Annotated in this window: 14 protein-coding genes and 1 pseudogene; 5 read left to right on the forward strand and 10 right to left on the reverse strand. The window is 40.5% G+C overall.

Annotated elements, in window-relative coordinates; translation table 11 throughout:
* Nucleotides 1-33 precede the first annotated feature (33 nt).
* The 7 genes from BN2762_RS05330 to BN2762_RS05360 are packed head-to-tail and all read right to left on the reverse strand — an operon-like array spanning nucleotide 34 to nucleotide 11015.
* Nucleotides 34-1989, reverse strand: coding sequence for a DUF2142 domain-containing protein (locus BN2762_RS05330; protein WP_222861025.1), 1956 nt, complete (start codon nucleotides 1987-1989; stop codon nucleotides 34-36).
* A 20-nt stretch (nucleotides 1990-2009) separates the two neighbouring features.
* Nucleotides 2010-2990 carry a lysylphosphatidylglycerol synthase transmembrane domain-containing protein gene (locus BN2762_RS05335; RefSeq protein ID WP_055105999.1) on the reverse strand — a complete coding sequence of 327 codons (981 nt, stop codon included), beginning with the start codon at nucleotides 2988-2990 and terminating at the stop codon, nucleotides 2010-2012.
* Nucleotides 2965-4185, reverse strand: coding sequence for a glycosyltransferase (locus tag BN2762_RS05340; protein ID WP_055106000.1), 1221 nt, complete (start codon nucleotides 4183-4185; stop codon nucleotides 2965-2967). Before BN2762_RS05340 ends, BN2762_RS05335 begins: the two co-directional genes overlap by 26 nt.
* On the reverse strand, nucleotides 4170-5156 hold the full coding sequence (locus tag BN2762_RS05345; protein WP_055106001.1) for a glycosyltransferase family 2 protein: 987 nt from the start codon (nucleotides 5154-5156) through the stop codon (nucleotides 4170-4172). The genes BN2762_RS05340 and BN2762_RS05345 overlap by 16 nt, the downstream gene beginning before the upstream one ends.
* A 48-nt stretch (nucleotides 5157-5204) precedes the next feature.
* Complete coding sequence (locus tag BN2762_RS26450; RefSeq protein ID WP_222861026.1) at nucleotides 5205-9065, reverse strand: glycosyltransferase; 3861 nt, start codon at nucleotides 9063-9065, stop codon at nucleotides 5205-5207.
* Complete coding sequence (locus tag BN2762_RS05355) at nucleotides 9041-10243, reverse strand: ABC transporter ATP-binding protein (protein WP_055106002.1); 1203 nt, start codon at nucleotides 10241-10243, stop codon at nucleotides 9041-9043. The genes BN2762_RS26450 and BN2762_RS05355 overlap by 25 nt, the downstream gene beginning before the upstream one ends.
* Complete coding sequence (locus BN2762_RS05360; protein WP_055106003.1) at nucleotides 10233-11015, reverse strand: ABC transporter permease; 783 nt, start codon at nucleotides 11013-11015, stop codon at nucleotides 10233-10235. The genes BN2762_RS05355 and BN2762_RS05360 overlap by 11 nt, the downstream gene beginning before the upstream one ends.
* A gap of 105 nt (nucleotides 11016-11120) precedes the next feature.
* On the opposite strand from BN2762_RS05360, the gene BN2762_RS05365 reads away from it, so the two are divergent.
* Nucleotides 11121-13577 carry an O-antigen ligase family protein gene (locus BN2762_RS05365; protein ID WP_055106004.1) on the forward strand — a complete coding sequence of 819 codons (2457 nt, stop codon included), beginning with the start codon at nucleotides 11121-11123 and terminating at the stop codon, nucleotides 13575-13577.
* Between the two features lie 23 nt (nucleotides 13578-13600).
* Here the strand turns inward: BN2762_RS05365 and galU are convergent, their stop codons facing one another.
* Nucleotides 13601-14494 carry a UTP--glucose-1-phosphate uridylyltransferase GalU gene (gene galU / locus BN2762_RS05370; RefSeq protein WP_055106005.1) on the reverse strand — a complete coding sequence of 298 codons (894 nt, stop codon included), beginning with the start codon at nucleotides 14492-14494 and terminating at the stop codon, nucleotides 13601-13603.
* A gap of 321 nt (nucleotides 14495-14815) precedes the next feature.
* Between galU and BN2762_RS05375 the strand changes: the two genes are divergently transcribed.
* The 3 genes from BN2762_RS05375 to BN2762_RS05385 all read left to right on the forward strand — a co-directional run bounded on the left by BN2762_RS05375 (nucleotide 14816) and on the right by BN2762_RS05385 (nucleotide 17285).
* Complete coding sequence (locus BN2762_RS05375) at nucleotides 14816-15883, forward strand: hypothetical protein (protein WP_055106006.1); 1068 nt, start codon at nucleotides 14816-14818, stop codon at nucleotides 15881-15883.
* Nucleotides 15884-16423: 540 nt separating this feature from the next.
* On the forward strand, nucleotides 16424-16822 hold the full coding sequence (locus BN2762_RS27515; protein WP_230202433.1) for a hypothetical protein: 399 nt from the start codon (nucleotides 16424-16426) through the stop codon (nucleotides 16820-16822).
* Between the two features lie 178 nt (nucleotides 16823-17000).
* Nucleotides 17001-17285, forward strand: a complete 285-nt coding sequence (locus tag BN2762_RS05385; protein ID WP_055106007.1) for a hypothetical protein — start codon at nucleotides 17001-17003, stop codon at nucleotides 17283-17285.
* A gap of 380 nt (nucleotides 17286-17665) precedes the next feature.
* Here BN2762_RS05385 and BN2762_RS27520 read toward each other — a convergent pair.
* Nucleotides 17666-20314 (reverse strand): annotated as a pseudogene (locus BN2762_RS27520) (DUF3656 domain-containing U32 family peptidase).
* Nucleotides 20315-21669: 1355 nt separating this feature from the next.
* On the opposite strand from BN2762_RS27520, the gene BN2762_RS05400 reads away from it, so the two are divergent.
* Nucleotides 21670-23061: a hypothetical protein gene (locus tag BN2762_RS05400; RefSeq protein WP_055106009.1), complete on the forward strand. Its 1392-nt coding sequence runs from the start codon at nucleotides 21670-21672 to the stop codon at nucleotides 23059-23061.
* A 385-nt stretch (nucleotides 23062-23446) separates the two neighbouring features.
* Here BN2762_RS05400 and BN2762_RS05405 read toward each other — a convergent pair whose 3' ends face one another.
* Nucleotides 23447-23659, reverse strand: coding sequence for a hypothetical protein (locus BN2762_RS05405; protein WP_019635665.1), 213 nt, complete (start codon nucleotides 23657-23659; stop codon nucleotides 23447-23449).
* Between the last annotated feature and the right edge of the window lie 179 nt (nucleotides 23660-23838).

Here is a 23838-nt window from a genome sequence, read left to right on the forward strand (position 1 = left end):
ATAATTAGCTATTGGAAAGGTTATATTCATGATTTATACAACATTAATTAAACCAACTGCTAATAATGAATATAAGGAAAGTCCACAGGTAACAGTTAAAATAAATTTAAACACAATATTTTGATATATTTTTTTATTGAGAGTCGTTGAATAGGCTAAGATCAGCAAAGAGGGTAGTATATATCTTCCCTGCGGTTGAAAATCTAGAAACCACGAATTATAAATAGATAAACTTATTGATAGTAGCACAAGTATTTGTGATATAAAAAACAACATTCGTTTCCTATTTTCAATTGCTGTAAAACCATAATATAAAATAAAACCATATATAACTAAGTACAGAAACGTTAGGAAACTATAAAACATTGAGCTAGCATAAAACTCCATATAACCGTAAACACCCATAAAAGATTTAATAGAGAGTTCAATCCAGCGCCTATCAATTAGTAATTCTTTTATGTCAATACCTCTATCATGCAATGAGAGACCTGCATATTTCTCATTCATTGGTGTTGAAGGTTTAAATTCATATTGAGCTGTCGCTTCTATCATTTCTGCCTTAATGGCACTCTTACCTTCTGTTCCATAATGTACAAAGTCAGGAATCATACGTAACCCAACAAATAGCAACACGAAACTGAGCATAATTAAAAATTTTGAAAACATTGCCATACGCTGCGACTTTTCCGAGTCTATTAATTTAAAAAGAAGTATAAAAAAGAATAAAAGAAGCATTACATAATAATTAGGTTTTGCCATAAAGATTAATGCAAATAATAATGAAATTATACTGATTCGCAAGATATTTTTCCCACATAGTGATTCTCTTAAAACCTTATTAAGCATACTTTCCTTTTTCACAAATTGATACAATGCTAAAAAACTTATGAAAAAATCCCACCCGTCAGAAGTAACATAGGAAAAAATATACCATAATTGCGGGGTTAAACAGAGGACTACTCCTAAATATGGGTGTTTCTTGTACCTAAGCAGATATATGGATATCATTATCAGTAACATTATAAAATTTACAATCCTAAAAAAACTTCCTCCTCCGACAATATAAGTCATCAGAGTTGAAATCTTACCAACAATTAAATAATAGGGACTTGATTCAGATAAGCGTGAATTACCATATACCGAAAAAGTATGGGTAATTGTGGGATCCCTAAGATCTGGTGGCATCCAATGATCCGTATAATACTCAGCAGCGAAATAAGATACCAATTCATCAGGATGATTGTTAAGCTGGCTATGCATAGAAATAATAAACACAATTAAAAGAGAAAAGAAAAGAATACCTTGTAATGTTCCTGAAAACATTCGATCTAATTTATCACGATACTTTTTATAAAAATTAACCATTCCTAATATATTATTTGATTTTATCAATAAAATGATTGATAAAATCATAGAAAAAAGAATGGATAGTTCTATGAATTTATAAGGTTTATAGTTTAACTCTCTTACTTCATTTACTGCACCTTGACTAAAATAAATTTGAGGATCATCAACATTACTTTTGAAAAGTATTCCTTCATTAGTAATACCTTTTGAACGTATATTTATTGTACTTTCAAGATATTTTGCTAGTTTTTCCTGAGACCATTCTTTAATTTGAAAAAAACGCGTGCCGAAAGATATTGAATTTATCACTATTTCAGAAGAGCCATCGTAATCCAGTCGAATATTTTTTAAACCCCTTAAATTGGCTAGTTTTATTTTAACTTGTTTTTGAGAAATAGCAGAAACCCTTTTTTTTAGTACTGTGGATTCTGAAAAACCCTCCCCATAATCAGGATAAATACTAATGGTGCTATCTTGGCTCAAACCTGAGAACCTTAGATATACATTTGCATCGTTCTGTAAAAAGAGAATTGTTACAAAGATAAAAAGTGAAATAATTATACAGGCCTTTACTTTTTTTTCACTTAACAACCCTTTCCCAACTTTACCCGGCAACTGAATCCAATCCCTTCTAAAAGCCAAATTCCATATAAAAACAACTCTTAACAGACTTTCTCATCATCACTTTTTAAATCTAATTTTTTTAAGGACATAACTCCACCAATTAATACAATAAACAATCCTGATAAAAAAACCAAAACAGATAAAGAAAGACTGCTGGTACTTCCCCCGCCCATTGCCCCTAACAAAGTTACGTAAATTGTCTCTCTGACACCAATTCCAGAGATTGAAATAGGTAAGGCAGTTACCAATGTAGATATTGAAAAAACTAAGAGAATATCGAAAAAACTAAACTGCATTGATAAAGATATAGAACAAACATAAACAATTATCGAAGACACTATTTGATAAAATAGAGAATATACAAAAACTATGAGCACTGTTTTAAAGGTGTTCTGATTATTAAATATTATTGATAAAAATCCTGTTACTTTCTTAGCCAGTGAATTTTGTGGTCGAGCCTTGTCTAGCCTAACTTTGATCTGCTTATAAAAAAGAGATACAATCAATATACCAATTATAGATACTAAAAAGAGATAAATTAACGGACTAAATTCAATATCACTATATACTTGGCCAACATAGAATGCAGATAATGCGCCTAAGAAAAAAACAGCATATAACGTAGAAAGTTTCTCAATCATGGTTGAAGCAAAAGAGATAGTCTTCCCTGTTGAAGTTTTATTTAAACTAATAAATCTGTATGCGTCTCCACCTAATTTCCCCGGAGTAAAAAAACCATAAAAATTACTTATCCAGTTCAATTGTTGTGTTCTCGTATAAGGAATGTTTATCCCTAAATATCGGTTTATGTAAAACCATTTATGCCCCTGTAATAAAACGGTAATGATATTTAATAAAAGAGCAACCCCGAACCAACTAAAATTTGCTGATTTTATAACAGTTATACTCTCTGCTATAGAAAACTTAGAAAACGCATAGATTAATAAAGATACAGTTACCAGTAATCTAAAAACAATTTTAAAGCTCTTATGTTTAAAGATTGTTATTACTATTTTCATGTTTATACACTCCAAGGATTTGCTCTGCAATTTTCCCCATGTTAAATTCATTGACTACCCTATTTTTTAAATTATCGCCAGTATTCTTCCATTCATCTGGGCCATCACTGAGTAGGCTTAACAAGCAATCCTTAAAAGAGTCTTTGTTATTAATATCAGCAAAATATCTATAATCTTCTCCTAAATATTGCTGATTAACGGGAGTGTTAAATGCAACAACCGGTAGTCCCATAGCCATATAATTAATAATTTTTCCATTTGCTTCTGTTAAAGAAATTTTAGGCGAAACGGCAATATCTGCAACAGATAACAATGAGCCGATTGTTTCATAAGCCACTTTTCCAGTAAAAGTAACATGATTTTCAATATCCATTTCTTTTGCAGTATTTTTGTATTTTTCGACATTAGGATAGCCCATTATTAAAAAGTGCAGCTTGCCGATTTCAGCCGATAAACTAATATCCTTTATGGTTTGAAGCAAGATATCAATTCCTTGATATTCATTCAATGCCCCTAAATAGCCTATAATAATTTTTCCGCTTGGAATTCCTAATTCATTTAATGCTTTATTTCTGCTATTCCACTCTAGTAACTGTGAACTCCAATTTGAATTAACACCATCCATAATGACAGTTACTTTTTGTTCGGATATCTTAAAATTATCTATAATAAAATCTGCCGTATTTTTAGAAGAGACAATTAGATGATCAGATTTCTTATATATAAACGACTCTAAACTATAAAATAATTTGTACAGAAGTTTGCCCTTTTTAATAAATTTATGGCTCTGCAATTCATCAACCAGGCTCCCCTGAACGTCAAATATTACCGGGACTTTAAGGAATATTTTAAGAAAAATTGCAATAAATGCTCCCTCATGTAAGTGACCGTGTAAAACTATCGGTCTATTTTTAGATTTAAAAAGTCTAAATAAACATGTTATGAATAAAAAAACATCTAAGTATAGTTTGTGATATGAAGGACCTGGTGACTTCTTTTTATACCATGGTATTTTTATAGTTCGAATGGTGTGAACTCCTTCAATATCTCGTCCTAAGTGATAGGTAAATAAATCAACTGTAATATCTTGTTCCTTAAGAGCATAAATCTCCTCTAAAATTCTAACGTGACATCCACGATCGGAAAAAAAGGGAGTAGGAGCAATCATCCAAACCTTTTTCAAGGAGTCTGACATACTACTTCTCCTTCCTGATCAACAAAACTTCCAACACTTACAATCTCATCTATTACATAGATCGGCTTTTTCTGTCCTTCATAATATACTCTTGTTTGAATTTCAGCGAGTAATCCGGTAACAATCAATTGCAATCCTGCTAACCAAGAAAAAATCGAAATAACAAAGAAGGGGTTTCCCGTTATATTCATTGTCCCTCCAAACTTCATATATAAGGTGAGCACAAAAAATATTAAACCCATAAAAATTGAATATAGACCCAGTTTCCCAAATATTTGTATAGGTCTGGTCATGTAGGATTGGAGAAATCGTACAGTGATCAAATCCAAAACTACTCGTATCGTTCGGGATATTCCGTATTTTGAGACGCCAAACTTCCTAGGGTGATGTTTAACTGGTATTTCAACAATTTTTGCACCAATCATGCTACAAATAGCAGGTATGAAACGATGCATTTCACCATATAAATAGACATTCTTTATCACATTTGATTTATATGCTTTTAGCGAGCAGCCATAATCATGCAAATGTACCCCCGTTAATTTTGATATTAATTTATTCGCAATTTTAGAGGGAATTTTTCGACTAACAGTTTTATCCTTGCGATCCTTCCTCCAGCCGCTTACGACATCATATCCTTCGTTCATCTTATCAATAAGTTTTGCAAAATCTTCTGGATCATTTTGAAGATCAGAATCCATACTAATAATTATGTCTCCCTGAGCATAGTCAAATCCAGCAGACATAGCAGCTGTTTGTCCGAAATTCCTTCTAAACTTTATCACTTTAACTCGCGGATCTTTTTCTTGTAATTTTTTCAACTCATCAAAACTTCTATCCCTACTACCGTCATCAACTAAGATAATCTCGTAGCTTTTATTTAATTTATCTAGTGATTTAATTAATGCAGCATATAAATGCGGTATACTCTCTTCTTCATTATATATAGGACATACTATTGATAATTCCAAATTAAAAACTCCTTGTTTTTACTTTATTGTATTATTCAAACTATACCACTAATCATTTCTCAACCTATACGACTGATCGCTCTCAAGGGACAAATTAATATTATAGTAAGGATCTCGTTGTATATATCGATGCCATTTCTTCGACATATAGTTAATCTCACCTTGGAATCGAGCCTGTTTTTCACGTGTATCTTCAGCCCCACGAGATTTAGATTCATGATGATACAGTTCAATACTATTTAAACAAATATTAATATATCCTTTTTCAAGCAATTTCAAACATAAATCAACATCATTAAATGCTACAGTAAGCTCTTCTTCTAGTCCCCCTACTTCAAGATAAACCTCTTTCTTAATAAGCAAACATGCTGCTGTTACTACAGAGCAATTTCTATTGACTAAAAGTGCTCCAAAATAGCCCGGGTCTGATTTATGATAAGTTCTAAAAGAATGTCCTGCTATCCCACCCAACCCCATAACAACACCAGCGTGTTGAATGGTGTCATCTGGATACAGCAATTTAGCTCCTACAGCACCAATTTTTTTTCTCTGGGCATGTCCCAACATCTCTTCTAACCAATTCTCGCTAATAACTTCAATATCATTGTTCAAAAGTAGGATATATTCCCCCCTAGCTTCTTGAACGGCTCTATTATTCAGTATGGAATAATTAAAAGGTATATCTATACGCAGTATTCTTACTTTTTCACTAAATTTGTCAGACCATTTTTTAAATATCGCAAGTGTCTGCTCTTCCGTACTTCCGTTATCAATAATTAATATTTCAAAATTACTGTAAAGAGTTCTAGAAAAAATAGAGTCTAGACACTTATCCAGCACCTCTCCCATATTCCTAGTAGGTATAATAATGGAGACCAAAGGCTCTTCTTTCACCCTATAAGTAACTCTAAACATATTTGAATAATCACCAATTTCCTTTACAGCAGCATCTAATTCCCTGCGTTTAAGAGCATCCTGTAATGCCTTTAAACCAGCATAGTGCGTATAATTCTTAGCCTGTGCTCCTGATGCAGTTGACTCAGGAATCGTTCTCCAATGGTAAAGTATCTTGGGTATATGATAAATAGCAGCCGTCTTTTCTGTAAAACGCAAAGCGAGATCGTAATCTTGGCTACCCTCATATCCTTTACGAAAACCTCCGATTTGATCAACGAGGTTCTTCCGGTAAACACCAAAATGGCATATATACATTTGTGATAATAATAAATCCGGTGACCAATCCGGCTTAAAAAACGGCGAATGCCTTTCTCCTTCTACACTGATTTTATCTTCATCACTGTAAATCAAATCAGCATCGGGGTGTTTATTAAGCAACTTTACATTCTCATATAATGCATCTATTGATAATTCATCATCATGATCCAGTAGACCGATGAATTCCCCACTTGCTATTTCCAGCGCCGAGTTAGAACACTCGGAAATATGCCCATTTTGTTTCCTGTACACTACTTTAATTCGTGGATCAATGAGCTTATATTCTTCAAGTAATGCTTTTATATGTTTTTTTGGAGAAGCATCGTCAGCAATGCATAGCTCCCAATGAGGGTAAAGTTGATTCCGTACAGAATCAATACATTTCCTCAACCATTTCTCCTCGACATTATAAACAGGAACTATGATTGAAATTAACGGCTTATAGGTGAAGTGTTCAACTTCTTTTTTAATCTCTTTAATTCTTGATTTAGTTAAGGTCCTAGAATCCACCCACTGCTGGTAGTTTTGAGTCAAATCGCCTATTTCTGACAATCCCAATACGCGTTTCGTTTGATTCTTAACTCCCGATAATCCAGAATTCTTTAATACTTGAATTACTTTTCGGGACAGCGGAAGTATTGAACGAATGACCCCGCCTCGTACCCGGGTATAGTCTCTTAGGGCATCAATGAACACATGATATTTACTGATTTTTACCAATCTAAGATCTTTCATTAAAAATTTTACGGTTTCTTCACCAGGATCTATTCTTAGGGAAATAGTATCATTAGGTATCAGCACCTTGAATTTCTGTTCAACGTGTTGCCCCCGAACCAACACACCGACCACAGAGCTATCCTGCTCTGACATCCCATGTCCTTGATCCCAATATATTTTTAGTGGTAAGTTAACCTCCGAGCTTGTTAGGAGCTTCATGACAACCCACCCCGTAGGAAACTTTCCATCAAGGATAAATGCAGGGTCATGACTTACTGCTTCCCATTGATCCTTCTCCTTACTTATCACATTCTGCATTGGAATCAAATTCATTTTAAATGGATATTTAAAGATAAGAGCAAGGAACTTTGATAGCTTCCTTTTAATTCCCCTAACTTTACTCCCTATATATCGTAACGGCCTTGTTATACGCCAAGATCTTGAAGATTTCATTTCAGCCAATACATTATTTAATTGTTCGTGTTCTTGTGTTTTATCATTGAATTGTTCTGAGATTCTATCAATCTCTTCAAGCAGGGATTTATTTTCCATCCGCTCATATTCCAATTGCGAAGTCGACATGACATACTTTTCTTTCAAGCTTCTATGCTGCTCTTCTAGGCTTTTATGCTGCTCTTCTAGGCTTCTATGCTGTTCTTCCAAGCTACTATGCTTTTTTTCAATTCTACTATACATCTCTTCATGACTTTTCTGTAAATGAAGTAACTGTTCTTCTAAAGCCTTTATTGAGAGATTAGAATTCAATATAAAAGCACTCACCTGATCAGCATAATTCCCCTTTGAAGCAGAGAGCTCAATCCATATTTCAAGATTAGCATCTTTGGACTCTGCAACAATATCCCAAATCAACTGGGGATCTTTGTTAGAAGCAAACACTTCAAAAACTTCGTCTTTTTTAATTAAAGATACATTATTCCCCTCTGATAACTCAGCCCAATCATTTAAAGAAGAGGATTCTTGAATAGTGCACATAGTGCCGCTATGGTTTTTATTGATTAATTTGATCGATTTAATACGGATAAACCCTGACCATGAGCCCGGGTCAATTCGAATCTTGTTTACCTTTAGAGCGGGTATATCAAGCTTATAGATATGGTATTCATCATCATAATTAAGGTAACATTGAGTTGAACTTTCTTCAGTAAACTGACCGTCCTCACTCCAAAATATTTGTAATTGATTATAAGTGGGGTCTATAGTTGATATGGGAAATAAAGCACCTGTATTTCTGGCCCGTACTCTGTCTGATGCCTTCTTCTTGGCAATAGAAATATATTGATAGGCATGCCCTTCAGGGTTACTGAGTAAATATTGTTGAACAAACTCGGGGAATTCTTCGTAGCTTCTATGAAATTCAGTGTCTTCAGGCCGAGCCTTCGTAGCTTTCATTTCTAAAATTTCTAGACCAGCGTCATTTAGCATCTCTATAATGGACTCTTTTGTAAAAAACCTAATATGAGTATTGTCTAGTAGACCTAATGGCTTGTAATTGAACTCACCTTTAAGAAGCCCCATAACAATAACGTTATGAGAGACATTGGGGATCGAGGTTATGACAGAGCCATCTGGCCCCAAAAATTTAACGACCTCTTTCAGTATTTCAAGGGGATTTTTCAAATGCTCTAGTACATCCACACATAGGATATAATCAAATGATTCACCTGAAAGCTCTTTATTCCAGGTGAATACATCCTCCAAATCGGAAATTATCATTTTTTCTGAATAAACAGACGCCTGCTCTGCCGAATCCTTATCATATTCAATACAGTACACAGAGCAATTAAGCTGTTCTTTCATATAACGGGTCATATAGCCTGTCGCAGGCCCTAATTCCAATACTTTTGAGCCCGCCGTAATTTGCCGTAGAACTAACGATGCAGAATTTTCTGACAACATATCAAGCTCATGATCGTATTTTTGCATTTTGGTTGTTACTCCTCCTCCAACAAGACCCACTCATGGTCCAGATAGACCATTCCTTCAGCTAAATACTCTCCAGAAGCAACTCTGAAAGATTTGATCTTTCCTTGATAATCTAAGGGAACCACTCCTGCACTTTCAAAAAAACCAACATCAATAAAATAAGTGCCAGGCATTAAATTCATTTCCTTATAGTGCAACCTCAATTTGTAATTTCCCGGCTGATCCTGAAGTGAACATCCACTCAGTTTTGTATTTAACCCACAGATATAATTGTTCTGATTGTCATAGATTGCAATCCCACCAAGCAGTTGTTTTACTGGTTCCTTTAGGGCGTACTCTACTTCTACACTAATTGGCTGCCTGAAAGGGATAATATTATCCGTAGAGTCAACTATTCTTACATCTTTAATATCTAAAATATCACCGTACTGTTCTGGTATCTGGATATCACTATCCTCCTTCGAAGTTTGAACGCTGTCTGCTTTCATATAATCTTGGTATTCTTCTATAATAGCCTTAGCATCACCGCGGCGATAAATTTGACCATCCATCATCCAGATGGCCTCGTCGCATACATTTCTAATGGAATAAGAATCATGGCTTACAAAAAGTATAGTCTTTCCTTCTTTTTGGAAAGATTTGATCTTATCCATGCATTTCAATTGAAAACGCATGTCCCCTACAGCTAATGCTTCATCAATTACAAGGATATCTGGATCTACATTTATCGCACATGCAAAAGCAAGTCTAACATACATTCCTGATGAATATAACTTTACAGGCTGATTAATGAAATCCCCTATTTCTGCAAACTCCTCTATTAAAGGAAGCCTTTCTTGTATTTCAGCGCTGCTAAGCCCCATTATAGTGCAATTCATGATTACATTTTCTCTTCCAGTAAACTCTGGATTAAAGCCGCTTCCAAGCTCCAGCAAGGCGGCAACTCTTCCATTTACTTTCACTTCTCCTGAAGTAAGATTAAGTGTATTAGCAATGATCTGAAGTATTGTACTTTTTCCCGAGCCATTACGCCCTATAATTCCGACCGTTTGACCGCGCAGTACATCAAAGGATACATTTTTTAACGCCCAAAACTCTTTATAATATTTCTTGCTCCTTATAAATCCCTGCTTCAAACGATCTTGAGGACGATCAAACATTCTATAGCATTTACTGACTTCTTTAACGGAAATGGAAATATTAGAGGACATCCGCGAACCCTCCTCTTGTTTTGTTAAACCACTTTAATCCCAAAAATGACACAACCAGTCCTAGTATGCTCCCGAAAAATATCCATTCCCAATTTGGCATTTGGCCAAACACTAGCACTCTTCGCATATCTTCCACAATGTGACTAATTGGATTTAATGAGTATAACCCTTTTAGACCTTCGGGAATATTTGAAACTGGATAAAATATAGGACTCATGAACATTAAAGCAGATACAATTAAGCCGATAACATGACTAATATCGCGATAATAAGTTCCCAAAGAAGCTATGAACCACCCTAATCCCAAAGTTATTAATATCAACGGCAACATGACTACCGGGAGCAAAACTACAGTCCATTGAATAACTCCATTCAATATAAACTGTCCTATTATAAGAATAAGTGAATTTATGCCCGCAAGAAATAGGGAAGATCCCATAACGACCACAACTAATATTTCTAGGGGAAAAACTATCTTCTTTACAAAGTTCACATTACTAATAATCAAATTAGGGGCCCTAAGAATTACATCTGAGAAAACATTAAAAGCTATCATTCCTGAAAAAATAATAAATGCAAAGTCTAATTTATTATCTGTGTTAACATTCCATTTCGCCTGAAATACCACACTAAATACGAACGTATATATAGCCAACATAAATAGCGGAGTTAGAATTGACCATATCTTCCCTAAGTAGGATCCTTTATACTTGCTGCTAATATCCCGCTTTATAAATTGCAAAATCAACTGTCGGTTTCTCCAAAAACTCATTGTCCAACCTCCAAAATTAAGCTCGTGTTATTAATGATATGTGGCTCCAACTCTACCATTATGCTAAAATAATTGACGTATCTACAAGCAAAGGAGATTGTAACCTTGTCGAATCCAGTATACGGGAAAAAATCCTCAGCGTCGAGAAATGGAGACAAATTGTCGGTTGCTGTATGGCTGTTAAAAATTGGTATTGTCCTATTAATGATTTGGGCCCCCTTTCAAGCGGGGCTATTCAATGGCCTAATCTTGCAATTCGAGAACCCCATCTTTGGGTCTGTTATTATCGGCAGCTTCCTGCTGCTAATCTGGCTAGCTGCTTACTACAAAAACATCAAGCTGGATGACCAGCGCAGCTGGACAGCTGCCTTCGTACTGCTGTTACCGATCACTTACCTGCTCTCGGTCATATCAGCGGTATCGCATCATTTTGCAATGAACATGGTACTTATTCAATGCCTGTACGCCATCCAATTTATTATAGGCTTATATCTGCTGCAAAATAAACAGGCTAACCGGTTTGTCGAAATAACGACGATTACTGCCGCTTACATCATCGTTATGTTCGGGCTGCTCAATTGGCTCGGCCAAGGCAGAACCGCGTCAGCCCTCGTCGGATGGTTTTCGGGCACTGTATTTAATGGAGAATATAACCAGGCTGTCTGGATTGATGCTAATGGCCCGCGGCTGGCCTCCGTGTTCCAATATCCGAATACATACGCCGCATTCCTGATGGCTTTCTTCTTTGTTGCGGTGTTCGCCATTACTCGTTCCCGGAAAGGGTATGAGCAGGCCATCCACGGCTTCATGCTTGTACCCATGGCGTTATCCATTCTGCTGACTCTGTCACGCGGGGGTCTCGTCTTTCTGCCGGTCGTATTTATAATTCTTCTGTTATTCCTGAAGCCTGCAAAGCAGGTGCTGTGGATACTGTACTGCCTGATCGCTGGGATCGGCACGCTGCTGATTGCTAAGCCGGTAACCGAATTAGGACAGCAGTTCCATCAAGGCATCATCCATAATCCAGCCAAAGGCTGGGGATACGTATTAGCTGCATCCGTGATCGTGGCGGCTCTTGCTTGGGCTATTCAACGCTTCCTTGCTCCTAAGCTGGAACAGCGCCTCAGCGGCTTATCAACACGCAAGCTGGCCAATCTGTGGCTGCCGATCGGTTCCATCGTAGCCGTTGTCATTCTTGCAGCCGTGTTCCTAGGAACGAATGCCAAGCATATATTGCCGGGCAATATCGGCGAACGCCTGGAGAATATCAATTTCCAGCAGCACAGTGTGCTTGAGCGTCTAACCTTTTATAAGGATGCCCTTAAGGTTGTGAAGGATTACCCAGTAATTGGCGCCGGCGGTGGCGCATGGGCTTCCCTATATGAAAAATACCAGAACAACCCTTACCTCAGCCGACAAGCCCATAGCTTTGTCATGCAGTATATTGTTGAAGTCGGCATTTTAGGCTTTGTGGTGTTCCTGGCCTTTATCCTGTTTATTTCCTGTAAATATATTCGAGGTTATATCCGTTCATCCGAGGAGCAGCGCGAATCCCATTTCATCTACTTCATTCTCGTATTCTCGTTGTTCATTCACAGCTTGATGGACTTCAATATGAGCTATGTATACATCGGCATCATCTTTTTCCTTGGGCTTGGCGGAATGGCCGCAGCGATGGATAACGCACCTGTCAAGCGGCTGGCTCTAAAGCCTTCTGCTGCACGCGGGATATACAGCGCGGTGACAGTTGTCGCTTCTTTAGTCTTGATCTTTACTTCGATCCGCTACATTCAAGCTAATGATGAAGTAACCCGGGGCAAAGAGCTCATGAGCACGAGTTCCAACTTTCAAGAGATCAAAGCGCCGTTGGAGCGGGCACTCCAAAAACGTGCGGGTCTGCCTGATGCTGCTTTGAATCTCCATGTGCTGCTTAAAGCAGGCTACGAACAAACGCAGGATGAGGCTTTCTACAATGAGAGCTATGCTTTGCTGACCAATACCTTGAAGAAGGAACCGTTTAATAAAAATATCTACAACCAGCTTATGGCCCTCCACGAGCTAAAAGGGGAGCACGAACAGGCTTACGCCATACTTAGAGATAATGCGGACAAATATGCTTGGGATATGAATTGGTATGATCAACTGATTTCTCAATCCTTTGAGCTGGGTTACCAAGCGTTAGGACAGACTAATATCCCGGAGAAAGAGCAGTATTTCAAAACCGGGCTGGCTGCCTACCAGCATGTGGCCTCTGGGGTCGAGCATCTGAAGAGCCTGCCTCCAGGGCAATTCCAGGGCGGTGAGTTCTATATTACGCCGCAAATGACGTTAAACGCTGGCAAAATGCATTTTATGATGAATGAGCCGGATCAGGCCGCTGCCATTCTGAAAAACGGCCTAACCGAGGACTTGAAGGATTCCACCATGCGGGAAATCGCCCGCTGGTACCTGGCCGCTTTGCAGAAAAACGGAGCAACCGATCAGGCGGTTTACGATCAATTGATGCAAATCGATCCTGCGGAGAAAAACTCCATAGATCAGCTCGCAGGGCTGCAGTTCTAGGACAACATAAAACGGCTTCTCGTTTAACGAGAAGCCGTTTTTGTTCGTTCGTTCCGATCGACGATTTGCGCCATATAATCCAGAAGCTGATCTCTTAATTCTTCGTTCTGCAAAGCATAATGTATCGTGGTCTGAATAAAGCCCAGCTTCTCGCCCACATCATGCCGGGCTCCCTCAAAATTGTAGGCGATGATTTGCTCATACTCTTTGAGCCTGGAGATCGCATCCGTTAACTGGATTTCGCCCCCTACGCCAATACGCTGTTCTTCCAGGATGCCAAAAATCGCAGGAGTTAAAATATATCTGCCCATAATCGCCAGGTTAGACGGAGACTTCTCCATTTCCGGCTTCTCCACCAGTTGATTAGCGATGAAAACACGATCTCCGATCTCTGTTCCATCCACGATGCCGTACCGGGATACTTCGTTCCACGGGACCGGTTGCACGCCTACGATCGATGATTTCTGTTCATTGTAGACTTCGATCATTTGCCTTAGGCACGGTTTTTCCGATTCGACGATATCATCCCCGAGCAGCACCGCGAATGGCTCGTCCCCTATAAATTTTCTCGCGCACCAAATCGCATGCCCCAGCCCCTTCGGCTCCTTTTGTCGGATATAATGGATATCCGCCATCTCTGAGGACTTCCGAACCTCCTCCAGCAGCTTCCACTTGCCTTTCTCATGAAGATTGAATTCCAGCTCAAACGAATTGTCGAAATGATCCTCGATAGCACGTTTGTTCTTACCAGTTACGATAATGATATCCTCAATCCCGGAGGCCACTGCTTCTTCTACAATATATTGAATTGTCGGCTTATCGACAATCGGCAGCATTTCTTTGGGCATCGCCTTAGTTGCCGGTAAAAACCGCGTTCCTAGCCCCGCTGCAGGTATAATGGCTTTACGTATCTTCATCCCGCTATATCCCCTTTATGTAACAGACCTGAAATAACATAAGCCTATTATACACAAAAAACCGGCTTCAACGTTAATTCTGCTCAATACAACGGTAAAAGTAAAAAGAACTAAAGCCGGGACTCTAAATTGACCTGTACAGAATGTTTTCTAAGCAGCTTCTTCAAGGTAAATATTCAACGTTTTCTTGCAAAAACGGGGTGGAATAAACAGGAAGTTGGCGGTTGATGTCGAACTAATTGAACTATCCCTTCCAAGTATTATTTATAGAGCTCCAAACATTAATATCTATCGACTAATAGAAAAGAGGTAAATCTTGATATGGATGATCATCTGCTGAATGCAATTCATAAAAAGAATAGACGGAGCCTTATAAAACGATATAAGGGTATGTTAACCATTAAGAAAATTAAAAGAACTTTTATCGCAAAATTATATGATAATTTGTCCTACGGGCACGATAGTACGAATAAAACGAACAAAGAGATGATGATCGAGCTTCTTAATACGACACCGTTAACCGTACTGAATCAGCTGGTTCCCTATCTTGTTTGCAAAGAGGTCATGGAAGAAGCAGATGTTGATTTGGACACCTCAGATTTCAGAGAGAAGGAAGAATTCCCTTTCACTCTTTCTCTGAGAGCAGGAGAGTTTAATATTATTACTGATGTTTCTTCTCCATACTTGTACTTTTATGATTCTGAAGGCCATGATGTTAATGCTTTTATTAATCATGACATAGAACTGGACAGGTTCAATCATTTGAGTAAAGATATTTATTTGAAAGGCCGTTTTATTCAAAATGATTCTGTCAGCCATAATGCTTTTGATGAATTGGAGAAGAACATCAGTCTTGATGTCACTGGTTTATTAAAAGATGAGCTGATTCCTTCTTGGGTCGAATATCTCCTAGAGGGATGTATTAACGTGGAGTATGCCAATAACAAGATGGCGTTATTTAATATTTTTGCTTCACTAGATAAATTTATTGAATTATTGAATGAGAGGATCTTCGATTATTACATTGAAAATTATAATAAGCTGATAAAGAAATTTGCAAATACGTCAGAGGATCAGGTGGATATCAGTGCTTTCTTAAAGACGAAAATAAAAAAGTTTGGCAAAGATAACAGGCGCATTATGGAAAAGTTAAGGGATGCTTTAAAAGAGGTCGGGATCCATGGTAAGAATGATGATTTCAAACAGATGTATTCTTTGATTAAAGAAGCGGAAAAAATCGAGGAGATTAGGAACAAAATCGGCCATGGAGAAAAGGTCATTGATAGTATTCATGTAGGGCATGTGCTGTACATCGTGCTAACTATCATATTCTCAACAATCCATCATACTGATTTCGAAAAGAACGATTGGAAAAAAGCAGTTAGATGAAGATGAAAATGCAGATAAAGCTGAAAAGAAGAATGTATTGAACCAGCTGCAACAATTGTTAAATATGAAAGCTAAACAAACGACGAACTCTCAACGACCTCTAGGGGTCGTTTTTTATTTGATAGGGTCGAGAAATTCTTTTGAAATTTCCTAACTTTAAATATATTTTTTTAGAAAAACAGGTTGTAAAACTCTCTCTCAATTTCCCTTTACTAATGAGAGGGGAATATTGTTCAGCATAAGCACAGCTTGTCCCCTCGGATTCCCAAAAATACACGAAGAGAGGTTATAGTCATGGAAGAGTATGCAAAGGTGCTGCGTTGGTCGAAGGATGAAGCCGTATATGGGCTTAGAACCAACATTCAGCTTCCCAAAAGCGCAGCCTTCGAGAAAAATTAAGGCTTCATTAACTTTTATTTAGGAGTATATGGTGCGAATGTTCATTATGAATGCGGCCTATCCACCAAGCCTGCTGAAGCGGCTAACGATAACTGGCACTGGTTCTGGAATACCGGATTTTCCAACGATGGAGGACCTTGGATGATAAAAGGCGGAACTACTGTTCCAATTGAGCTATCCCTGAATGGTGATCACCAGCTCGAATACAAGGTTGCGGGCGAGGTTGTAAAAACCTTCCTGGCTGAGGAGGAGCCGATAGATTCATTGACCAACGCCAGACTTGTCGTTGCCGCCTGCGACCAGAAATTCGAGGTCGTTCCTGACCCGCTTCCCGAATGGACGACACGGCATGATGTCGTGATATGCGACCACTTTAGTTACCGAGACAGCTGCGGCAAGTGGATCATGATGTCTTCACTGAATTCCTCCCCGCCGACCTCAACGATTTTTTGGCCGACTGGTTATGAGCATACCGGAACGCCCGCAGATTATACGACAACCCTGTCTGCAGGCAAAATTACTGCGGCGCTTATAGATTGAGGGCAAGGATGTGAGATTAATTTATCCTTGATATTTTCATCTAAAAAATTTAATGATGCTTAGAAGGCAATAACTTTAAAAAATCAAACTATAATTAATTACTATATTTACATTTTTTTGGATGCATATATAATGATAGTAACAACATATATATTATTTCGAGGGAGGATTATTTTTTATGGAAGTTACTATTCAGCCAAATTTTGCAGCATTAACTGAAGATGAGCTAGTCCTTATCGATGCAGGAAGTTGGAGGGATGTTTGGACAGTTGCTGGAGGAGTAGCTGGTGCAATAGGAGGAGCAGCAGCTGGAGCGGCGGCGGCTGGAGCGGCTGGTTCCGTTATACCAGTGTTTGGTACCACAGCGGGCATTATAACCGGAGGAATAGCAGGTGGCGTTAGTGGTGCAATGGCTGGTGCAGCCGGGGGAGCAGCTGCTTATGATACTATCTTCAAACCATAATAAGAACGTGTTCTATTTTCATTTCATTGAGTCTGTCTAGCCAAATTATTTGATTATAAGGATGTGTTACACATTAGCAAACTAACAGGTGCAATGAAAAGTTTGATTTTCGACAAAGCTGCGGGAAAAGCAATGATCTGGTGGTTTCTAATGAATATGATTTTGAGTCTGGTTGGATTAATATTTTTGCGAGATTCCCAAGCTGGGGGAGGTTTAGCGGTACTCACGTTTTTATCTTTTATTCTGCTTAGCATCTATATCTTCTATCAACTGATGGTAAGGTTAAGAAGTAATTAATTTCATCTTCGGTCCAGTATACCGTTGAATGAAAAAACAACCCCCTCTTCCCGTCCATAACATGACGTTCCGAGGGGGTTAAATTATTTCACCAGCTGTCCGCGTGTTACGCCCAGCTGATTCGTCGCCTTGAGTGTTTTCCATACCTGGGTGCCGCTAATTTCGCCGTGCAAGGCTTGGGTATACAGACGAATGACTTCGTGCACCTTCTCCGGCGTTTCTTCCAGAAATTCGACACGATAGCTTCGCACGCCCAGCTCCAGGAAGTTGCGCAAATACTCCGCACCCGATTGCTCGATCGCATTATACACCGTATTACGGCAGCCTTCGTCGACACGGACCGGATGGGACATGCCGATACGGTCCTGCAGTGATGCTCTGTGCTGCTCGCAAGGCCGGCCGCAGTTCGTGTAGTCCGTCCCTTCGCTCAGGAAAGTGCAGTAGACGCAGTGTTCCGTGTGGAACATCGGCAGATGCTGGTGGATGACGATTTCCATGCTGCCGGCCAGGCTCTGACTGCAGCCTAGCAAGTCAACCATCTGCTGAATGTTGAGATCATAGGATGGCGTAACGATATCGCAGCCCGCCTCTAGGAATAGCTCCGCGGTTTTATGGTTCGCAATATTCAGCGAGAAGTCGCCGATCAGCTGCGGATGCTTCGCATCCGGATTCTCCTGCCGGTGGCGCAGATAATAATACAGCGCACCGGTATTACGCACCAGCACCGCGTCCGGCTGAAGGCGCAGGATGTTGTTATGATAGCCGTTCTCGCCCGGCATATGGATACGCGGCGTGGCCAGCGCAATGCGCTTGCCGGCGGCACGAACGGCTTCCACCGCTGCCGGGAATTGCTTGATAAATTCAAAGTCGGCGTAGATCATCCCTACGCCCGCCTCCAGCGCAGCCTGCACCTGCGGCAGGCTGCGGCACAGCGCGGTGAGCTCCTGTCGCTTATACTCATCTAGGTAGGTATAAGAGACCGTGCTGCCGCTTCTCAACCATGAAGAGAGAGTGCCATGAATAAGAAGCAGCACATACCACTGCCCCCTCCAGTCACCCTGCAATCTTATACACATCTAGCGGTGGATAAGAGCCAGGCCCAGCACAGCTGTGGCGGCGGTGGCGGCATCCGCCCGTTTCACGTAAACGGGCGGCTTGGGCCGTTCGCCGGCTAGCAGCTCCACTGCGCGCCGGCGGATGCTGTTCAGCTCTCGCATCGGCAGGATCACGTCGCCATACAGCGCCGTGTCCAAGCGCTCCAGCTGAAACAGCGTGCCGCCGAGACGGCCAAACTGCTCTTCGAGCAGGGCATCGTCCATCGGCCGCTTCTGCGCCGTCTCGAGCAGCAGCTCGGAGTCGACGCGCACCGTTGTTCCCTTCTGTACATCCGTCCAGAAGGTCGCCAGCGGCTCGCCTGCCCGCCCCGTAGCACGAACATGCACCGGGAATACCCGGTACGGCTTGTCCGTCTCAAAAGTCTGGCGCAGCCTCTTATCAAGCGCCGGGTCGCTCGTCTTCCAGATCCGGTCGCCTTCGCGAACCTTGCGCAGATCGACGTCATTCCGTCCCGGAACGATATCGACGATCCAGTTCTCATCCGCCTCGCCTTCCAGCTTAACGCCTTTGCGGCGAAGGTCGTAGACACGCCCGCCTTCTTCCTTTTTCGTCGGATCCCCGGCATCGAAGACGATTCCGTCTCCCCGCTTCAAAGGAGCCTCTAGACGGCAGACCACGCCATCGCGCAGCACCTGCTTTACCCGGCCCAAATACACGCCTCGGCTTTTTGGAAACGTGCCTTCCACGAGCTTCTTGTTATTCGTCCCCTCTAAGAAGCCATGTGTAAAGCCGCGCGAGAAGCTCTGCTGCAGCTCGCGAACCTCCTCCTTTGACGGACGGGCATCCTTCCCGTCAAAATAACGGTCAATCGCCTTACGGTACTTGCTCACGACATTAGCCACATACTCCGGGCTTTTCAAGCGGCCTTCGATTTTGAACGACGTCACGCCCGCCTCGATTAACTCAGGCATCAGATCGATCGCCGCCAGGTCCTTCGGAGACAGCAAATACGCCACATCTCCCATCGGCTTGGGCTCGCCGTCCACGATCAGGTCATACGGAAGACGACAGGCCTGAGCGCATTCTCCCCGGTTCGCCGAACGTCCGCCCCACATTTCTGAGGTCAGGCACTGACCCGAGTACGATACGCAAAGCGCACCATGGACAAATACCTCCATCGGCAGCCTCGCCTGCTCCCCGATCTTCTGGATTTGCTTCAAATTATTCTCGCGGCCCAGAACGACGCGTTCCATATTCCAGGGCTTCGTGAATTCGACCGCTTCCGGCGAAGTAATCGTCATCTGGGTCGAGCCATGAATCGGGAAGTCTGGCGACATTTCGCGAATCATTTTGACCAAGCCTAAATCCTGTACGATCACCGCATCCACGCCCGCATCAATACATGCCTCGATCAGTTCGGCTGCATCCCGCAGCTCATCCTCAAATACGAGAATATTGAAGGTCAGAAAACCTTTTACCCCATAGCTGTGGAGAAAGGCCATAATTTCCGGAAGCTCGTCCATGCGGAAGTTATTCGCTCGGGCCCTGGCATTGAATTTCTCGACTCCAAAAAAAACAGCGTCTGCCCCATTCGCCACTGCCGCCCTCATGCAGTCCCAATCGCCTGCCGGTGCCAGCAACTCCACGTCTTGCCGCGTTAATGTTGTGCTGCTCATATATTCCTCCCAGAGTGATCCATAGAATAGACCCTCATATAATAATTTTCATTAAATTTAAAATGAAACGACGATAACTTATTTATTTTATCAGACATTTCCGGCAGACTCTAGCTTTAATCCCTTCCAGAGCGCTGATCATCATCCTGAATCACATTAACTTATCTAATATAGAATATAGATCCTAATATAAATGGATTTTTAGCAGTTAATTTCTGTGGCAAGAAAGAGAAAGCAGATTTAAATGCATTTCATGTCATTAGAAGAAGGGTATTTGCTAGCATGGGCTGGGTTCTTTGATTCTAGGTGCATGAAATCCATCTATCTCCTGAAACATTCGTTTGAAGCATAGATTAGATACATGAATTCCATTTCGTGTACAACATAGCCTTAATGCATTATATCTCCGGGTACAACATAGCTTAGTGCATGGCTTCTTAGTGTCCGACTCAGCTTAGTGTATGGCATGCTTCATGTGCAACACAGCTCAGTGTCATGGCATCATAGTGATACCACAGCCTTAATGCACGACATCTTCCTGTACAGCAGCTCAGTGTATGGCATCTAAGGTGCACAACAGCTTGATGCCTCACAGTATACAACAGCTTAGTGCCCGGTAGCTTATAGTAAGTTGAACTAAAGAATGGTCGCAGATAAGGCAGGATAATGAATCTGAGGAAACGGAAAGCTTTGATAGAAAGTTTCTTCAAGAACATAAGCTCTTGATCGGACTTTATAACTGCTTCGAGGACATAAGCTCATGATCGACCTTCTAGCTGCTTCGACGACTTAAGCTCATGATCGACCTTCTAGCTGCTTCGACGACTTAAGCTCATGGTCACCTTTACAGCTGCTTTTGAGGGCATAAGCTCATGGTCACCTTTACAGCTGCTTCGAGGACATAAGCTCATGATCGACCTTCTAGCTGCTTCGACGACTTAAGCTCATGGTCACCTTTACAGCTGCTTCGAGGACATGAGCTCTTGATCAACTTTACAGCTGCTGCGAGGGCATAAGCTCATGGTCACCTTTATAGCTGCTTCGGGGCATGGGCTTGCGACCGCCTTTATATCCTGATTTCTACCTCTTATGAGCCCATATCATCCAAGACATCTGGGAGCAGGAGCGACCATAGGACATTTTAGGCACTTGCCCCGCATCATTTCATTGTTCATCCTATTTAGAATATATTTAATAGATTTGCGGAAAAGAATTGACCACCCTTCAAATATTGTTTATATTTGTAATATGTTAACAATTATTGGGCATTAAAGCAGAATTTAAATAGGAACTTCACGGGTGCCCAGAGCTCTTTAGTGAATTTAGTAGGAATTTTCTGAAGAAGGATGATTTGTATGGGGCAAACAGCTTCGATTCTCCAGCAGCTAGACCTTTTTATGAAACGTGAAAATATGAATCTCAGAAAATTAGCACACAGCGCTAGTTTAAATGCGGGTACGCTCAGTTCCATTTTTAGCAGAAATAAAATATTAACGGTTGATCACCTGGATCGCCTTACTGCCGTGATGAATCTGCCGGAAGGTTATTTTTACGAGCAATATGTTGAGGAATACTTAAGTCAAACTTCTCCGAACTGGCGTAGGTTCAAGCCCTTCATCTACCGCTGCGCAGAGCTGGACAAGCTGGACTCGATCCAACGGACGTTGAATCTGCTGCTAGATAATCTCATGTATTCTCCTTTATTATTTGACGTGGCAGAGGATCTCTTCGAGAAAGGGTATCACTCCGCTGCAGCCTTATTATTCTCGGACGTGGCCGCCAGTGAGAAGAACCAGCATTCAGAACGGCTTGCCTTATGCCAGTATCGCTTGTTTCAAATCCGGTTAGGGAGCGATCAAGAGAAAAACTATCAAGCTGCTATACTTTTCGAGCCTTATGTAGAGCGGTTAGATGAGCTTGATCAGCTGGATGCATTAAAAGACTTAGGCAATATCCATCGCTCTTTAAACCAGTGGGACAAGGTGGAAATGATCGCCAATAAACTGGAGCATTTAGCTAAAACGCAATACTTCTCGGCTCGATCCGACAAGCTTCAACAAGCCGGTAAACCAAGCCGACCTTTGTTTACGTATATCGCATTATCCAACCTGTTCCATGCCGATGTCTGTGATGCACGGAGAGATTATAAGCAGGCACTGCAATACACTTATTCCTATGCCGACTTAAGCTGGGTTAAAGAAGATGATGCCGACACCAGGCACTGGAAACAGGTTATCCTTGAATGGGCGAAGGCCAATTCCTATGTAAACAAGCTATTGTCTGGAGATGCCAGTATACTTCCAGATTACATAGCTTATATCGAGAAAGACCAAGATGAATTTATTCCAGCTCTTTTTAATATTATGGAGGCAGCTAACCGATATCATATCAATGTAGATCATATTCTCAAGCAATTCGAATCGGAAATTGCAACTTATGTTAATGAGGAAATGACTTTTGACATCTATAAGAACCAGTTTAGTACTAATCTTTTCTCACTGTTATTGCATAATCTCGCTTACTATTATCTAGAAAAAAAAGATTATACTAACGGCTTTATATTTTTATTAACAAGTCTTAAGAAATCTGCTATTATAAACAATAAAAGGTGCATAATTAAATGTATGGGATTATTTGAGAAGTTTAGAGACGTTGCATCCTCAGAAACTCTGATCAATTATAAAACCATAATAAAAGGAGTGTATGAAAATGAAGAAAAAAATTGCATTACTTTTTTTGGCAGCTAGCTTTGCTTTTGTTCTATTTATTCCCACTCAGCTCCCAGCAGACGCTAAAATTAGCAGCTATTTAGCACAGCATGGGGGCTAGAACTGAATTCTAGTTCAAAGTCTTCCCAAGTGAATTCAAAAAGCTACGCCAAAGAGCCCACCGTTAGGATAACCTATCGGTGGGCTCTTTGGCACAGCTGTCTTCTAGAAAGATTATCAAGCAGCCATATAGTCCAAGCCCGATCCAAAGCGGCCTGGATGAAATAGACCAAGCATCCATCGGTCGATACTTCATTATAGGAAACGGTCGATGCAGGCTTATATTATTTGTATGTACAATTCTTGAATTGAAAAAACACCCTGTTCCGTAACGAAACAAAGTGTCTTCCGCTCATTACCGTATTTATTTAAACCAACCGCTGATCATCACAGCATCCGATGCCAGGAAAACGAGCAAACTTACGATGCCGAAACCGATTGCAAACAAATTCTTCTTCGGACGAGCGACCATAAGCCGAACCACGCCGATAAAAATAATTACTGTAAACAGCAGCATAAAAATATCGAAACCGTTGAAGTTTGATGTATTCCCTGCCGCTTCTGCGAGCAGTCGCATGCCGTAACCCCCTTCTTTAAAATCACGTATATACACATCTCCCTATATGTTATCTTCCCCGAGGGCGAGATGCAAGGGGAACAGCAAATAAAAAATAAATTTGTCACAATTTAGACAATATTTCGGACGGGTTTGCTTAATTTAAGTAACCTTTTCCCTTGATTTTAAGAGGAGTACAT

The organism is Paenibacillus ihumii, assembly GCF_001403875.1.
Taxonomy (GTDB): domain Bacteria; phylum Bacillota; class Bacilli; order Paenibacillales; family Paenibacillaceae; genus Fontibacillus; species Fontibacillus ihumii.

Bases quoted from the DNA above. Each gene is read 5' to 3' on its own strand.
- BN2762_RS05335 (WP_055105999.1), bottom strand. From the start codon at position 2,990: ATGAAAATAGTAATAACAATCTTTAAACATAAGAGCTTTAAAATTGTT.
- BN2762_RS05340 (WP_055106000.1), bottom strand. From the start codon at position 4,185: ATGTCAGACTCCTTGAAAAAGGTTTGGATGATTGCTCCTACTCCCTTT.
- BN2762_RS05355 (WP_055106002.1), bottom strand. From the start codon at position 10,243: ATGTCCTCTAATATTTCCATTTCCGTTAAAGAAGTCAGTAAATGCTAT.
- BN2762_RS05360 (WP_055106003.1), bottom strand. From the start codon at position 11,015: ATGAGTTTTTGGAGAAACCGACAGTTGATTTTGCAATTTATAAAGCGG.
- galU (WP_055106005.1), bottom strand. From the start codon at position 14,494: ATGAAGATACGTAAAGCCATTATACCTGCAGCGGGGCTAGGAACGCGG.
- BN2762_RS05375 (WP_055106006.1), top strand. From the start codon at position 14,816: ATGGATGATCATCTGCTGAATGCAATTCATAAAAAGAATAGACGGAGC.
- BN2762_RS27515 (WP_230202433.1), top strand. From the start codon at position 16,424: ATGATAAAAGGCGGAACTACTGTTCCAATTGAGCTATCCCTGAATGGT.
- BN2762_RS05385 (WP_055106007.1), top strand. From the start codon at position 17,001: ATGGAAGTTACTATTCAGCCAAATTTTGCAGCATTAACTGAAGATGAG.
- BN2762_RS05400 (WP_055106009.1), top strand. From the start codon at position 21,670: ATGGGGCAAACAGCTTCGATTCTCCAGCAGCTAGACCTTTTTATGAAA.
- BN2762_RS05405 (WP_019635665.1), bottom strand. From the start codon at position 23,659: ATGCGACTGCTCGCAGAAGCGGCAGGGAATACATCAAACTTCAACGGT.